The following is a 13,924-nucleotide window of genomic DNA, read 5'->3' on the forward strand; positions in this document are numbered from 1 at the left end:
TCGCTCGTTCATCGATACCGATCCGGAGGAACCTGAAAGTGGTTGCAGCACTGTCTGAATCCCTGCTCGACGACGCGAAGCGCCCGGCTTTCCTTGCCGATGCCGTCGAGGTTCTCGACGCCGAGGTGTCGGACAAGGGTGGTGCGTCCGGCCTGGCTGTGAAGGGTGGCTACGCGGCGGTCAAGAAGATCAGCCCGTCCATCGTCCCCGATGCGCTGGAGTCGTTGGCGCCCAAGCTGGTCGCGCAGCTGGAGCCGTTCTGGCAGGAGTACACCGCGTCGGGCAACGGCAAGTTCGCCGACCTGCTCGTCGCCAAGTCCGACGAGGTCGCCGAGGCGTTGCTCGCCGTCACCGACGCCCGGGCCGAGGCCTCCAGCCGCCCTGCGTTGCAGAAGGTCTACTCCTCGATGCGTTCCTCGGCCAAGAAGAACGTCGTCGAGGCGCTGCCGCGGGTCGGCGACCTGATCGAGAAGCACGCCAAGTAACTTCTTGCAGCGCCTGCGGCGCTGCGTGTTCGCGGCCCCCTTATGGCTCGCGTTCGAGCGACCACCGCTTGCGACTTCGTCGCGGACGCGGCGGCCACTCGAACGCGAGCCGGGCCGCGAACGGAACATGCTAGGTCTCGCTTCGCTCGAAACCGGTAGTCGAGCCGGTGCCGTCGGGTGAGGAGGTAGGGCGACGACCTCTGCTCTGCCTCCGGGGCATCGCGGTCGCGTGACATCGGCCGGTGCGTCGCGTGCGCCGTGGTGGGTGACTTCGTCGCCTGCGCAGCGGCTGCTCGGACGTGAGCCGGGCTGTGTTGGTTTGCCAGCGCGCGAACGGCGGATGCTCGGTCTCGCTTCGCTCGAAACCGGGAGTCGAGCCGGTGCCATCGGGTGAGTAGGTAGGGCGACGACATGGGGCCTGCTTCCGGGATGTCGCGGCCGTGTGTCCTCTGTCGGCCGGTGCGTCGTTGGCGTGGTTGTCGGGATCCTGCGTGGCGTAGGCGGAGTACCGGGTTCCGGCTCGGCGCGAAGTGCTCGGTGTGCGGCGGTTGAAGTGAAGCTGCCCAGTATGCGTGGGTCATCTGAGGCGGGACACTTCGCCGCGAGCCGCCGAGTGGCGGGCCGGCCGAGTGGCGCCGAGCCCGGCATTGCTTTGCTTCGGGAGGCGATACGGTGCCGCCGTCGCCGATCGCTTCGTCGTGGGCCCGGCTGCCGGGGAGTGAGCCGGCAGTGGGCGAGGACACAGTGTGATTGCGAGCCTCCCGGCGGGGACTTCTCGTTGGCTGTCTGCCAGTCTGGAGGCGTGAACCCGTCTACAGCACAAGCGCAGGTCGTCGTCGACGAGTTCGTGCGCGGGGGCGTGCGGGATGTCGTCCTGTGCCCCGGCTCCCGGAACGCTCCGCTGGCCTTCGCCCTTCAGGCCGCCGACGCGGCCGGGCGGCTGCGGCTGCACATGCGGATCGATGAGCGCACGGCGGGCTTCCTCGCCGTCGGGCTCTCGATCGCGAGCCGGCTCCCGGTCCCGGTCGTGATGACCTCGGGGACCGCGGTGGCCAACCTCGGGCCTGCCGTGCTGGAAGCGAACTACGCCCGGGTCCCGCTGGTGGTGCTCAGCGCCAACCGGCCCTACGAACTGCTCGGGTCCGGCGCCAATCAGACCGTGGAACAGTTCGGCCTGTTCGGCAGCCAGGTCCGGGCCACCATCTCACTCGGTCTCGCGGAGGAGGAGGCGGGCGACGCCGATCACCCGCCCTACGGCCAGCAGAACAGCCAGTGGCGCTCCGCGGTCTGCCGGGTGCTGGCCGCGGCCCGCGGCACCCGCTCCGGCAACGCGGGCCCGGTGCACTTCGACGTCCCGCTGCGCGAGCCGCTGGTTCCGGATCTGAGGCCGGGGGAGACGGCGCCCGCGGGCCGCGCGGGCGAGTGCGCTTGGACCGAGACGCAGTACGCGACCCTGGACGTCCCGCTCGATCTCGATCTCACGCCGGACACGGTCGTGATCTCCGGACACGGCGCCGGGCTGCGGCCGGAGTTGGCGGAACTGCCGACCGTCGCCGAGCCCACGGCCCCCATGCACGGCCCCGCGCTGCATCCGCTCGCGCTGCCGCTGCTGCGGCCGAAGCAAGCGATCATCACCGGCCGCCCCACCCTGCACCGGCAGGTCTCGAAGGTGCTCGCCGACCCGGACGTGCGGGTCTACGCGCTGACCACCGGCCCGCGGTGGCCCGACGTATCCGGCAACGTGGTCGGCACCGGGACGCGCGCCGTCGCCACCGGCGCTCCCAGCGCGCAATGGCTGGAACACTGCCGCGAGTTGAACGCGAAAGCCGACCAGGTGGTGCGCGCCGAACTCGCACGGCACCCCAAACCCACCGGATTGCACGTCGCCGCCGTCGTGATGGACGCGCTGCGCGACGGCGATCAACTCCTGCTCGGCGCCTCCAACCCGGTGCGCGACGCCGCGCTGGTGTCGCATCCGCGTCCGGGGATCAAGGTGCTGTCGAATCGCGGCGTGGCCGGTATCGACGGCACGGTGTCCACCGCGGTCGGCGCGGCGCTGCACCACGACGGGCGCACCATCGCTCTGATCGGTGACCTGACCTTCCTGCACGACGCGTCCGGCCTGCTGATCGGGCCCGGCGAACCGCGGCCCGCCGATCTGACCATCGTCGTCGCCAACGACGACGGCGGTGGCATCTTCGAACTGCTCGAGCAGGGCGACCCGCAGTACGCGGGGGTGTTCGAGCGGGTCTTCGGCACGCCGCACGGCATGGATCTCGCCGCGTTGTGCGCCGCCTATCGCATCCCGCACCGGCAGGTGGACCCGCAGCAGCTGGCCGTCGAGCTGACCGGGCGTGCTCATGGCATGCGGGTGCTCGAGGTGGCCACCGAGCGGTCCAGCCTGCGCGAACTGCACGCGGCGGTGCGGGCGAAGATCCAGCCCTGACCGGGCGCGCGCCCGGTCAGTAGCCGAATTCGTCCTCGGGGTCGTCGTCGAGCGGAACCGCGATGGACTGCTCCATCACGTCCGCCGGGTTCGCCTCCAAGACGTCGCGCTCCAGAACCGCTCGTCCGACGGCGTCGTCCTGCTCGGGCAGGTCGTCGGCGAGCACGGGTTCCTCCGGGTACGCCGGAACCGACTGCTCGGCGAGATCGGCCTCCGGGACCGCGTCGGCAAGGGGATCTGACATCGTGCGCTCCTCTCCGCGTGGGCCTCTCGATCGGCATACCCGTCACGGGACGCCGCAATCGAGGCGGACGATCAACTTCGACTGGATCGAGGATGCCCGTGGTCCGCACCTACGGCAAGCATCGGACCGGTCATGTTCGCCGCTCTTCGCCGGCTTGCGGCGCGGTTCCGTTCGCGGGGTGCTCGACCACCGCGAGGGTGCGCCCGGCCATGAACCGCGCGGTCCGCACCGCCACCCCCGATCGCGTCACTTCGCTGACTTCCACCACGCCGCGCGCGATCCGTACCTCGACCCGCCGCCCCGCCCGGGTAGCCGCGATCTCGTAATTGCGAGACCCGCCGCCGACGTCGACGACGATCTCCACTCGATCACCCTTCATCTTTCAATTATCCGCTTATCCAGGGCTTTTCGCCGCTACGAGTTGGTTGCGGAACGACCCGCCGCTTACTTTCGCCGCCTCGTTTCGTCTGCATTCCCGGAGACTTCACACACCCCGAGGAGGCCGGATGAATCCCGAGTTCGACTTCGATCCCGCGGCCGCCGCTTTGGCGAGCGTCGTCGGCGGCATCACCGACGATCAGCTCGCGGCGGCGACGCCGTGCGCCGACACCACGGTCCGCGATCTGCTCGCGCACGTCATCGATCTGACCGAGGCATTCCGTCAGTCGGCCACCAAGGAGGCCGTCGGCGGATCGGTCGCGCCGCCTCCCCCTGCCGATCGCGTCCTGCCGGAAGATTGGCGCGCGCGGATTCCGGCGCAGCTGGACGCCTTGGTGGCGGCGTGGCGGGAGCCCACGGCCTGGGACGGCGTGACGGAGGCGGGCGGAGTGAGCGAGCCCGCGCCGGTGATGGCGAGGATCGCCCTGGACGAGGTGGTCGTGCACGGCTGGGATCTCGCGAAAGCAACCGGTCAGCCCTTCACCTGCGACGCCGGCCATCTGGCCGTCCTGCTGGACATGCTGTGTGCCACCCCGGCCGAGGGTGTGCCCGGGCTGTTCGGCCCGGTGGTGCCGGTCGCGGCGGAAGCGCCGGCCCTGGAGCGGGTTCTCGCTTTCACCGGCCGCCGGGCGGACTGGAACGCGGCGGCCGTGCTCGGCTAGGCGACCGGCGGGGAGCCCGTAGGCACGAACGTGCCCGCGGCCACGGCGTCGACGGCGGCGCGGGCGGCCGTATCCGCCGCGGCGTCGTCTATCGGGTCGCCGCTGGCGAGCAGCCGGTAATAGAGCGGGGCCGACACCGCCGACAGCACCGCGCGCGCGTCGGTGTGCTCCGGCGCTTCGCCGCGCGCGACGGCGGCCGCCACACACGCCGACCATTCGGTGAGGCGCACGTCGTAGAAGCGGCGCAGTGCGGTTGCGGCGGACTCGTCGCAGGTGGCGGCCGCGATAACGGCGCGAAACAGCCTGCCTTGGCGGGGGTCGGACAGTGTTCTCGCGACCAGGCGGGCGTTGGCGCTGAGATCGCCGAGCAGGGAGCCGGTGTCGGCGTGCGGCAGCGACTGCTCGGCCATGTCGACCAGCAGGTCGGCGATCAGGCCGGTGGGTGTGCGCCAGCGGCGGTAGACGGTGGTCTTGCCGACTTCGGCGCGCGCGGCGACCTCCCCGAGGTCGAGGTGGGCGAAGCCGCGTTCGGCCAGCAGGTCGCCCGCCGCTCGCAGGACGGCGGCGCGGACGCGCGCTGTGCGTCCACCTGGGCGAACCGATCCCGGGGTGGCTTCTTCCGACTCCATAACGGAACTCCAGTTTCATTTGTGCGCGAACGGGTGTACTGTCCGAATTGTTAACGGAACTATAGACCCTTTAGGAGTGTGGTCCAGTGAACGTTCGGACGGAGGACGCGCAAATGGAATACCGGCGGCTCGGCGCATCGGGGCTGCACGTCCCGGCCCTGAGCTTCGGCGCGGGCACCTTCGGCGGTCGCGGCGAGCTGTTCGGCGCGTGGGGCGACACCGACGCCGATCAGGCGCGACGACTGGTCGACATCAGCTTGGACGCGGGTGTGTGCATGTTCGACACCGCCGACGTCTACTCCGACGGTGCGTCCGAGGAGGTGCTGGGCGCCGCCGTGAAAGGCAGGCGTGATCGGGTGCTGCTGTCCACCAAGGCGACGCTGCCCACCGGCCCCGGCCCGGCGGACGCCGGTTCCGGACGGGCCAGGCTGATCGGCGCGGTGGAGGGTTCGCTGCGCAGACTCGGCACGGATTACATCGATCTGTTCCAGTTGCACGCCTTCGACGCGGCCACGCCGGTGGAGGAAGTCGTCGCCGCGCTCGACGATCTGGTGCGCGCGGGCAAGATCCGCTATGTCGGCGCGTCGAACTTCGCGGGCTGGCAGCTGATGAAATCCCTTGCCGTGGCGGATCGCAACGGTCTGACCAGGTATGTCGCGCATCAGGTCTACTACTCGCTGGTCGGGCGGGACTACGAGTGGGAGCTCATGCCGCTGGGCCGCGACCAAGGCGTCGGCGCGGTGGTCTGGAGTCCGCTCGGCTGGGGCAGGCTCACCGGCAAGATCCGTCGCGGGCAGCCGCTTCCGGAAGGAAGCCGTCTGCACCGGACCGCCGAGGCCGGTCCTCCGGTGGACTACGAAAAGCTTTACGACGTAGTCGACGTCCTCGACGAGCTGGCCGCCGAAACCGGCAGGACGGTCCCGCAGATCGCCCTCAATTGGCTGCTGCGCCGCCCCACCGTCGCCACCGTCATCGTCGGCGCCCGCAACGAGGAGCAGCTGCGCCAGAACCTCGGCGCGATCGGCTGGGAACTCGACGCCGACCAGATCGCCCGCCTGGACAAAGCAAGCGAAACCACCCCGCCCTACCCCTACTACCCGTACTACCGCCTCCCGGACTTCACCCGCCTGAACCCGCCCGCGGTGTAGGGATCAGTACACGTCGCGGACGTAGCGCTTTTCGGCGACGAGCTGTTTTTTGAAGGCCAGGGCGCCGTCCTCGTCGAGCTTGCCGTGGATGCGGGCGATGCGCAGGAGGGCCTCGTCGACGTCGGCGGCCATGCGGCTGGCATCGCCGCAGACGTAGAAGTGGGCGCCGTCGCGCAGCCAGGACCACAGCTCGGCGCCGTGCTCGATCATGCGGTGCTGGACGTAGATCCGCTCGCGCTGGTCCCGGGAGAAGGCCAGGTCTAGCCGGGTCAGGAAGCCGGAACGGAACATGTCCTCCAACTCGGCGCGGTAATAGAAGTTCTGCGCCGCATGCTGATCGCCGAAGAACAGCCAGTTGCGCCCCGTGCAGCCGAGGGCCCTGCGCTCCTGCAAGAACCCGCGGAAGGGCGCGATGCCGGTGCCAGGGCCCACCATGATCATCGGCGCGGTCGGGTCGGCCGGGGGACGGAAATGCGGCGCGCGCTGCAGGAAGATCGGCACCGCCGCGTCGGCGCCCGCCCGATCGGCGAGGAACGTCGAGCACACTCCGCCGCGCCGCGCCGCCGACCCGGTGGCGGCCGGGTCGCCGTAGCGCACGACGCCGACGGTCAGCTCCACCTCATCCGGGCTGACCAGCGGGCTCGACGAGATCGAATACTGGCGCGGTTGCAGCTTCTTCAGCGTGCCGAGCCACTCCACCAAATCGGCCCGCACCGGGAAGTCGCGCAGCACGTCCACGGCCTGCCGGTCCCACAGATAGTTCGCCAGCTCGTTGCGGTTGTCGCGGCGCAGCAGTTTGGCGAGTTTGCCGCTGTGGTTGCGCTCGGCCAGGAAACCGAGCAGGTCGTGACCGACCTTGGTGATGTCGTAGTGCGTGCGCAACGCGTCGGCCAGCGTGAGTTCGCGCTCGTCCACCTCGACCGCGCGGCGACCGTCCAGCCCGGTGGCGGCCAGCCATTCGGTGACCAGCGCGTCGCTGTTCACCGGCCAGACGCCCAGGGAATCGCCCACCTCGTACCCGCCGTCCAGGCCGCGCAGGTCGAACCCGAAGCGGCGCACCTCTTTCGGCGATCCCGCGGCCGACAGCAACTCGTTGCGCAGCAGCGGAGCGCGCAGCGGCGCGGCGCGGGTGAACGGCGCGGGGGCCGTGCGGGTACGTCCGAGCGCCGGTGCGGCAGCGGGCGATTCCAGCGTCGCGACGCCGCCGCGGGGCGTGGAGCGACCCGGACCGGTTCCGCCGCGCACCGGCGGATCGGCGGGGGAGCCGGGCTCCGCGTCGCCGAACGCCGCGAGCACGTCGTCGAGCCAGCGCTGCGCCGCGTCTTCGTAGTCGGGTTCGCTGTCGACGCGCGGCAGCAACCTGGTCGCCCCGAGCTCGGCGAATTTCTCGTCGAGTTTGCGGCCGTAACCGCAGAAGTCGTCGTAGGAGGAGTCGCCGAGGGCGAACACCGCGTAGCGCACACCGGTCAGCCGGACGACGGCGCCGGCCAGCCGATCCCAGAAGTCGGCTCCGTTGTCCGGCGGCCCTCCGTCACCGAACGTGCTGCTGACCACCAGCACGTCGCCCTGGATCGCGTTCAGGTCGCAGGAGTTTAGATCCAGCAGTCGCGGCGCGAAGCCGTGCCCGGCCAGATGCGCCGAGACGGTGGCCGCGAATTCCTCGGCGGTGCCGGTCTGCGAGGCCCACAACACCGTGATCGCGCGGGCGACCACACCCTCGTCCACCGCGGGCGCGGTGCTCGCCGCGCCACGCGAGTACATCCCGGCCAGCAGCCCGTCGACCCACAGCCTGCTGTGCGCGGACATCGGCGCCGAGTCCGGGAGCACCGGCTGACCGGTCACCGGGAGCGCCTGCAGCGCCGCCAGATAACCACTCAAGTAGATCCGCTCGGTCTCGCTGAGCGTGGGCGCGGTGCCGCTGTCGAGACCGAGCACGGCCGCCAGCGGGTGCGCCGTCTGCGCCGCGGGCAACGCGGCGGGAACTTCCGGTTGCGGCACCGCGGCCACCCGGCGCAGCGCCACCGCGCACGCCTTGAACTCCGGTTGCAGGGAGTCCGGATCGACCGCGTCGTTGGTGACCGCGTTGATGGTCAGGTATTCGCCCTGCTCGTCGTTCCAGTGAAACGGCACGAAGCAATCGCCCTGCCGCACCCGATCGCTGACCTGCACCGGCAGCACAGCGCGACCGCGGCGCGAGGCGATCTCGAGCTGATCGCCCGCGCGCAGGCCGAGACGCTCGGCGTCGGCCGGGTGCACCTCGACGAACGGCGCGCCGTTCAGCCTGGTCAGCTTGTCGATCTTGCCGGTCTTGGTCATCGTGTGCCACTGGTGCTGTAGGCGGCCGGTGTTCAGCAGGAACGGGTAGTCGTCGTCCGGCATCTCCTCCGGCAGCATGTGCGGCCGCGGCCAGAACACCGCGCGGCGGCTCGGCGTGGCGAAGGCCAGCCGGGGCCGGTGGCCGTACTCGTCGACGAACAGTGTCTGGCTGACGCCGTCATTGAGGTAGCGGATCGGATTGCGCCTGCGTTCGGGCTGCGCGCACGGCCACTGCATCGGCCCTTCGCGCAGCGCCTGGTAGCTCACACCGCGCAAGTCGTAGCCGGTGGCGGGGTTCGCGAACCGGGTGATCTCGTCGAACACCTCGGCGCTGGAGGCGAAATCGAAGCCGGGGAAGCCCATGGCGGTGGCGATGTCGGCGATGATCCGCCAGTCCGGCCGCGCGTCGCCGGTGGGCGGCACCGATTGTTGCAGCAGGGTGAGATCGCGTTCCGAATTCACCATCACCGCGTCCGCCTCCGCCCACAGCGTGGCGGGAAGCAGCAGGTCGGCGTAGGCGTTGGTCGCGGTCTCGGTGTAGGCGTCCTGGGCGATCACCAGTTCGGCCGCTTCCAGACCCGCGATCACGGTCTTGCGGTTCGACACGGTGGCGACGGGGTTGGTGCAGATGATCCAGGCCGCTTTGATCGTCCCTTCGGCCAGTTCACGGAACATCTCCACGGTGCCGGGCCCGGCTTCGGCACGCAGCGTGCCGGGCTCCAGTTCCCACACGGTCTCCACGAACGCGCGGTCCTCGGCGGAGAGCAGGCTGCGCTGACCGGGCAGGCCGGGACCCATGTACCCCATCTCGCGCCCGCCCATCGCGTTCGGCTGCCCGGTGAGCGAGAACGGCCCACTGCCGGGACGACAGATCGCGCCCGTGGCCAGGTGCAGGTTGCACAGCGCGTTGGTGTTCCAGGTGCCGTGCGTGGACTGGTTGAGTCCCATCGTCCACAGCGACATCCATTCGCCGGCTGCACCGATCCACCGCGCGGCGGTGCGGATGTCGGCTTCGGCCAGACCGGTGATCTCCGCCACTCGCTGCGGCGGATAGTCGGCGAGGAACTCCGGCATCGCCTCCCAGCCCTCGGTGTGCTCGGCGATGAACTCCTCGTCGATGTGGCCGTTCGCGACCAGCAGGTGCAGCAGCCCGTTCAGCAGCGCTAGGTCCGTGCCGGGAGCGATCTGCAGGAACAGGTCCGCCCGTGCGGCGGTCTCGGTGCGTCGCGGGTCCACGACGATGAGCTTCGCCCCGGCCTTCAGCCGGTCGGCCATCCGCAGGAACAGGATGGGATGGCAGTCGGCCATGTTCGCGCCGATCACGAAGAACAGGTCGGCGTGCTCGAAGTCGTCGTAGGAGCCGGGCGGCCCATCCGCGCCGAGCGACTGCTTGTATCCGGTCCCCGCGCTGGCCATGCACAGCCGCGAGTTCGCCTCGATGTGCACCGTGCGCAGATAACCCTTGGCCAGCTTGGTCGCGAGGTACTGCGCCTCCAGCGACATCTGCCCGGAGACGTAGAGCGCGATCGCGTCCGGCCCGTGCTCGTCCAGGATCGCGCGCAACCGGGTGGCGGCCTCGTGCACTGCCTCGTCCACCGGGAAGGGCACCGGGACCTGGCCGCGTTCCGAACGCCGGTAGGCGGTCTCCATCCGACCGGTGGTGCGCGTCAACTCGGCGTGCGTCGCGCCCTTGGTGCACAGCCTGCCCGCATTGGCCGGATGCAGTTTGTCGCCGCTGACCTTGGCGATCACCGGCTTCCCCGCACCATCCGGCGCGGTCGTCACCGTGATCCCGCAGCCCACGCCGCAGTACGAGCACGCCGTTCGGGCGATGCCGTCGCTGTGGCCGGTCACTGGGTCGGACATGCCTTCGATCATGCGGACCGCCGATTGCGCGGGATTTACCCCGCGTTATCGCCAGGTGACATTCCACCTCACCGTGCTCGAAATCGGCGGTGAGGTGTGACCGAGGTCTCCGGCTCAGCCGAGCTTGTACGCCCGATGCAGCGCGACGACGCCTCCGGTGAGGTTTCGCCACTTCACCGACGACCACCCGTTCGCCGCGATCCGCATCGCCAGCCTGCGCTGATTGGGCCAGTCCGAGATGGATTCGGCCAGGTAGACGTAAGCTTCGGGGTTACTGCTCACCACGCGCGCCACTTTGGGCAGCGCCTTCATCAGATACTCCAGATACACCGTGCGGAACAGCGGGAGAACCGGCGCGGAGAACTCGCACACGACCAACCTGCCGCCGGGCTTGGTGACCCGCAGCATCTCGCGCAACGCGAGGTCGGTGTCGGCCACATTGCGCAGCCCGAAGGAGATCGTCACCGCGTCGAAGGAGTCGTCGGCGAACGGCAGCGCCATGGCGTCGGCCGCCACCATCGGCACGTCGCGGAAACGGCCCGCGCTGAGCATGCCCTTGGAGAAGTCGGCCGCCAGGCACCAAGCGCCGGACTTCTGCAGCTCCAGCGTCGATACACCGGTGCCAGCGGCGAGATCGAGCAGCCGTTCGCCCGGCCGCGGCGACAGCGCCCTGCGGGTCGCCCAGCGCCAGTAGCGATCCTGCCCCGCGGAGATCACCGTGTTGGTCAGGTCGTATCGCCGGGCGACGCCGTCGAACATCGCCGCGACTTCGCGCGGCTGCTTGTCCAGCGAGGCCCGGTTCGATTGCGTTTTCGCCACGCCAAGACCCTAACTCGCGGTCTGTTACGAACCGAGCGCGGCGCGTGGATACTTCCGTCACGCCGGAGCGGCCTCAGGCCGTATGCGGCAACCGAATCCGCGAGCCGGTCACTTCGGCGTAATGGCCCATCAGCTGGGTACAGATGGCGGGCCAGGTCCGGGACAGCACCGACTTCCTGGCCGCAGCGGCGAAGCGGTTGCGCAGCTCCGGATCGTGCAGCGCCCCGACGGCACTGGGCAGCAACTCGCCGAAGCGTTCCACCGGAAGCAGGTAGCCGTTGCGGCAGTGGGCGATCAGGTCGCGCGGACCGCCCGCGTCGGGGCCGATCACCGGGACACCCGACGCCAGGGCCTCCTGCACGCCCTGGCAGAACGTCTCGTGCTCGCCCGCGTGCACCATCACGTCCAGGCTCGCGTACGCCCGCGCCAGCTCGTCGCCGCCGAGTTCGCCGGTGAACACCGCCGTCGGCATCAGTCGTGCCAGCCGCTTGCGTTCCGGCCCGTCGCCGACGATCACCAGCTGGACATCGGGGTCGGCGCCCAGCACCGCCAGCCGCTCGACATGCTTTTCCGGCGCCAGCCGCCCGACGAAGCCGACCAGCAGCCGGTCCCGGCCCGCGCGCCAGGCGTCGCGCAGCTCGGCGGAGCGAGCGCCGGGCGTGAAACGCGCGGTGTCGACACCGCGTCCCCACCGGTGCACGCGCGGAATGCCGTGCCGGGCCAAATCCTCGGCAGCCGCCCGGGACGGCGCGAGCGTCCGCGTGGCGCCCTCGTGGATACGCCGGGTCCAACCCCACGCGGCACGACCGGCCAGCCCGAGCCCGTAACTCCTGGCGAAGCCGGCGACGTCGGTCTGATACACCGCGACGGTCGGCAGATCCAGCCGCAGCGCCGCACCCAGCCCGCCCGCGCCGAGCAGGAACGGCGAGGCCAGGTGCACCACGTCGGCGTCGAAGTCCTCGATGGCCGAGACGATGCCCGGCTGCGGCAGCCCGACCGGCAGCGAACTGATCTTCGGCACCATGACCGCGGGCACCCGATGGACCTGGAAACGCTCGTACTCGCGCGGCGCGGCGGGCTGACCACGCGGGGTGTCGGGCGCGATGATCAGCGCGTCGTGCCCGTGCCGGTCCAAGTGCTCCAGCACCCGCAGCACGGAGTTGACGACGCCGTTCATATTCGGCAGGAACGACTCCGCGACGATCGCTACACGCACGTCCTCAGCCTGACCGGTGCACCGCGCCGCGCCGCCACACCGAAGTGAAGCGCACGGAAAGATCCGGCGAACTGTCGGGGCGCCGCGGGTCGGCGCGACGGTAGTTCAGGCCTGCGGCGCGGGCCGAGCCACCGGCTCGGGACGACGGTTCCCGCGCGAGAGCAACCACAGCGTGGGCAGCGCGAGCAGCCACACCACCACGATGACCGACAGCGCGGGCGGAATCGCGACGCGCACGTCGCGGCCTTCCACGCGCACCAGGTCGGGGTCGCTGCGGCTGTATTCCACCCGGATCCGTTCACCCGCGGTCAGGTTGGTCGGGTACAGCACGCCGACCTTCGGATTGTGCGTCTCGCCGTCCGGTGTGACGTACATGACCGCCGAGCGCAGCCGCCCCGCCGAGAGCACTTCGGCCGTGGTGCTGCCCTTGTCCGAGCTGATCAGGTAGTCGTTGCGCCACGCGGCCAGCACCAGCAGCCCGACGAGTACGCTCACCGCCGTCGCGGCGATCAGCACCCCGATCCCGGCCCGTCGCAGGCGGATCGGCCGCCCCGTGGACTGGCTGGTTTCCGACACCGCCACAGGCTACCGACCGGCTCGGCTACGGTGGCGGCCATGTCCCGAAAATTCAGCTTCACCGTGCCATATACCGTCCCGGTCGAAGATCTCCACCGGGCACTCACCACCGACGACGTCTGGCGGGCCCGCTTCGCCGACGCACCGACCGCGACGCTGGATCTGTCGCACCCGGACGGCGCGGGCACCATTCGCATCCATATGACCGAAAAGGCCGCCGAGGACAAGGTACCCACGCTGGTCCGCAAGGTGCTCAAGAGCGAGCTCACCTTCTCCCGCACCGACAACTGGCAGGCGCTGGTCGGCGAGGTCGCAAAAGGCACCTTCGAGGCAAGCACCGGCGGCATCAACACCGCGATGTCCGGGTCCTACGAGATCCGTTCCACCGCGGAGGGATCCGAGCTCGAGGTGGCGGGCACCGTGCAGGTGAAGGTGCCCGTGGTCGGCGGCGCGATCGAGCCGCTCGCCGAGCAGTTGCACCATCGGGTGCTCAACAGCGAGCGCAAATTCATCGAGGAGTGGTTGTCGGCGAAGCCGACCGCCTGAGCGCACGTTGCCCCGGCCCGGCCGGGGCAACGCCGTCGGGCCTAAGCGAAGTCCTGCGGCGCGTACTCCTTCGGCTCGACCAGGACCAGCCAGTTCCCCGAGTTGTCCCGGATGATCGCCTCGGTGCCGTAGGGCCGTTCGGCGGGCGGCTGGACGAACTCCACGCCCTTGGCGGTGAGTTCCTCGAAGGTCTTCTGGCAGTTCTCCGTCCGCAGGCCGAGGGAGCCGTGGGTGCCGTTGGCCAGCGCGCGCCGGACGGCGTCGGCGTAGTTCTCATCCAGCGGCGGACCCGGGAGCATCAGGGTGATCTCCAATTCCGGATGCGCGGGATGCGCGACGGTGACCCAGCGGAAACCGTTGTCGCCCATCGTGACGTCGCTGGTCTCGACAAACCCGAGCTTGTCGACGTACCACTCTTTCGCGGCGGTTTGGTCCGTGACGTACACCGTGACCAGGGAAACATTCGTAATCGTCGTCATGCGGGCCAGGCTATGGCGGCCGCCCCGGCACCGGCTTCTCCGAAATTGCGCCGT

At 70.1% G+C, this 13,924-nt stretch carries 13 protein-coding genes; 5 read left to right on the forward strand and 8 right to left on the reverse strand.

From position 1 onward, the window contains the following. The first annotated feature begins 38 nt into the window (after nucleotides 1–38). Together ABZ552_RS23740 and menD are read left to right on the forward strand one after the other, a co-directional pair. On the forward strand, nucleotides 39–485 hold the full coding sequence (locus ABZ552_RS23740) for a hypothetical protein (RefSeq protein ID WP_281875757.1): 447 nt from the start codon (nucleotides 39–41) through the stop codon (nucleotides 483–485). An 802-nt stretch (nucleotides 486–1,287) separates the two neighbouring features. Further along, the gene (menD, locus tag ABZ552_RS23745) at nucleotides 1,288–2,931 is read left to right on the forward strand and encodes a 2-succinyl-5-enolpyruvyl-6-hydroxy-3-cyclohexene-1-carboxylic-acid synthase (RefSeq protein ID WP_281875756.1); all 1,644 of its coding nucleotides are present in this window, start codon (nucleotides 1,288–1,290) and stop codon (nucleotides 2,929–2,931) included. Nucleotides 2,932–2,947: 16 nt separating this feature from the next. Here menD and ABZ552_RS23750 read toward each other — a convergent pair whose 3' ends face one another. Together ABZ552_RS23750 and ABZ552_RS23755 are read right to left on the reverse strand one after the other, a co-directional pair. Continuing rightward, the gene (locus ABZ552_RS23750; protein ID WP_281875755.1) at nucleotides 2,948–3,175 is read right to left on the reverse strand and encodes a hypothetical protein; all 228 of its coding nucleotides are present in this window, start codon (nucleotides 3,173–3,175) and stop codon (nucleotides 2,948–2,950) included. 130 nt (nucleotides 3,176–3,305) lie between these two features. After that, nucleotides 3,306–3,554: a hypothetical protein gene (locus ABZ552_RS23755; RefSeq protein WP_281875754.1), complete on the reverse strand. Its 249-nt coding sequence runs from the start codon at nucleotides 3,552–3,554 to the stop codon at nucleotides 3,306–3,308. Nucleotides 3,555–3,681: 127 nt separating this feature from the next. Between ABZ552_RS23755 and ABZ552_RS23760 the strand changes: the two genes are divergently transcribed. Continuing rightward, complete coding sequence (locus tag ABZ552_RS23760; protein ID WP_281875753.1) at nucleotides 3,682–4,275, forward strand: TIGR03086 family metal-binding protein; 594 nt, start codon at nucleotides 3,682–3,684, stop codon at nucleotides 4,273–4,275. On the opposite strand, the gene ABZ552_RS23765 is transcribed toward ABZ552_RS23760, so the two are convergent. After that, the gene (locus tag ABZ552_RS23765; protein ID WP_281875752.1) at nucleotides 4,272–4,904 is read right to left on the reverse strand and encodes a TetR/AcrR family transcriptional regulator; all 633 of its coding nucleotides are present in this window, start codon (nucleotides 4,902–4,904) and stop codon (nucleotides 4,272–4,274) included. The two genes, ABZ552_RS23760 and ABZ552_RS23765, sit on opposite strands and share 4 nt — an antisense overlap. A 113-nt stretch (nucleotides 4,905–5,017) precedes the next feature. Between ABZ552_RS23765 and ABZ552_RS23770 the strand changes: the two genes are divergently transcribed. Then, entirely contained in the window at nucleotides 5,018–6,052 is a 1,035-nt protein-coding gene (locus tag ABZ552_RS23770) for an aldo/keto reductase (RefSeq protein ID WP_357439828.1), read from the forward strand. Between the two features lie 3 nt (nucleotides 6,053–6,055). On the opposite strand, the gene ABZ552_RS23775 is transcribed toward ABZ552_RS23770, so the two are convergent. From ABZ552_RS23775 to ABZ552_RS23790, 4 genes are all read right to left on the reverse strand, one after another. Then, the gene (locus ABZ552_RS23775) at nucleotides 6,056–10,234 is read right to left on the reverse strand and encodes a bifunctional nitrate reductase/sulfite reductase flavoprotein subunit alpha (protein WP_357439781.1); all 4,179 of its coding nucleotides are present in this window, start codon (nucleotides 10,232–10,234) and stop codon (nucleotides 6,056–6,058) included. A 114-nt stretch (nucleotides 10,235–10,348) separates the two neighbouring features. Then, nucleotides 10,349–11,053, reverse strand: coding sequence for a demethylmenaquinone methyltransferase (locus ABZ552_RS23780; RefSeq protein ID WP_357439784.1), 705 nt, complete (start codon nucleotides 11,051–11,053; stop codon nucleotides 10,349–10,351). 73 nt (nucleotides 11,054–11,126) lie between these two features. Then, nucleotides 11,127–12,269, reverse strand: a complete 1,143-nt coding sequence (locus tag ABZ552_RS23785) for a glycosyltransferase family 1 protein (protein ID WP_357439787.1) — start codon at nucleotides 12,267–12,269, stop codon at nucleotides 11,127–11,129. 105 nt (nucleotides 12,270–12,374) lie between these two features. After that, the gene (locus ABZ552_RS23790; protein ID WP_281875749.1) at nucleotides 12,375–12,845 is read right to left on the reverse strand and encodes a DUF3592 domain-containing protein; all 471 of its coding nucleotides are present in this window, start codon (nucleotides 12,843–12,845) and stop codon (nucleotides 12,375–12,377) included. Nucleotides 12,846–12,884: 39 nt separating this feature from the next. Between ABZ552_RS23790 and ABZ552_RS23795 the strand changes: the two genes are divergently transcribed. Then, nucleotides 12,885–13,391, forward strand: coding sequence for a DUF2505 domain-containing protein (locus ABZ552_RS23795; RefSeq protein ID WP_281875748.1), 507 nt, complete (start codon nucleotides 12,885–12,887; stop codon nucleotides 13,389–13,391). Nucleotides 13,392–13,432: 41 nt separating this feature from the next. Here ABZ552_RS23795 and ABZ552_RS23800 read toward each other — a convergent pair whose 3' ends face one another. Beyond that, nucleotides 13,433–13,870, reverse strand: coding sequence for a VOC family protein (locus ABZ552_RS23800; RefSeq protein ID WP_281875747.1), 438 nt, complete (start codon nucleotides 13,868–13,870; stop codon nucleotides 13,433–13,435). Nucleotides 13,871–13,924 lie beyond the last annotated feature (54 nt).

The organism is Nocardia sp. NPDC019219 (genome assembly GCF_040632645.1).
Classification (GTDB): domain Bacteria; phylum Actinomycetota; class Actinomycetes; order Mycobacteriales; family Mycobacteriaceae; genus Nocardia; species Nocardia sputorum.

Coding starts and splice junctions, on each gene's coding strand:
- ABZ552_RS23775 (WP_357439781.1), bottom strand. CDS start 10,234: ATGTCCGACCCAGTGACCGGCCACAGCGACGGCATCGCCCGAACGGCG.
- ABZ552_RS23755 (WP_281875754.1), bottom strand. CDS start 3,554: ATGAAGGGTGATCGAGTGGAGATCGTCGTCGACGTCGGCGGCGGGTCT.
- ABZ552_RS23750 (WP_281875755.1), bottom strand. CDS start 3,175: ATGTCAGATCCCCTTGCCGACGCGGTCCCGGAGGCCGATCTCGCCGAG.
- ABZ552_RS23765 (WP_281875752.1), bottom strand. CDS start 4,904: ATGGAGTCGGAAGAAGCCACCCCGGGATCGGTTCGCCCAGGTGGACGC.
- ABZ552_RS23770 (WP_357439828.1), top strand. CDS start 5,018: ATGGAATACCGGCGGCTCGGCGCATCGGGGCTGCACGTCCCGGCCCTG.
- ABZ552_RS23760 (WP_281875753.1), top strand. CDS start 3,682: ATGAATCCCGAGTTCGACTTCGATCCCGCGGCCGCCGCTTTGGCGAGC.
- ABZ552_RS23800 (WP_281875747.1), bottom strand. CDS start 13,870: ATGACGACGATTACGAATGTTTCCCTGGTCACGGTGTACGTCACGGAC.
- ABZ552_RS23795 (WP_281875748.1), top strand. CDS start 12,885: ATGTCCCGAAAATTCAGCTTCACCGTGCCATATACCGTCCCGGTCGAA.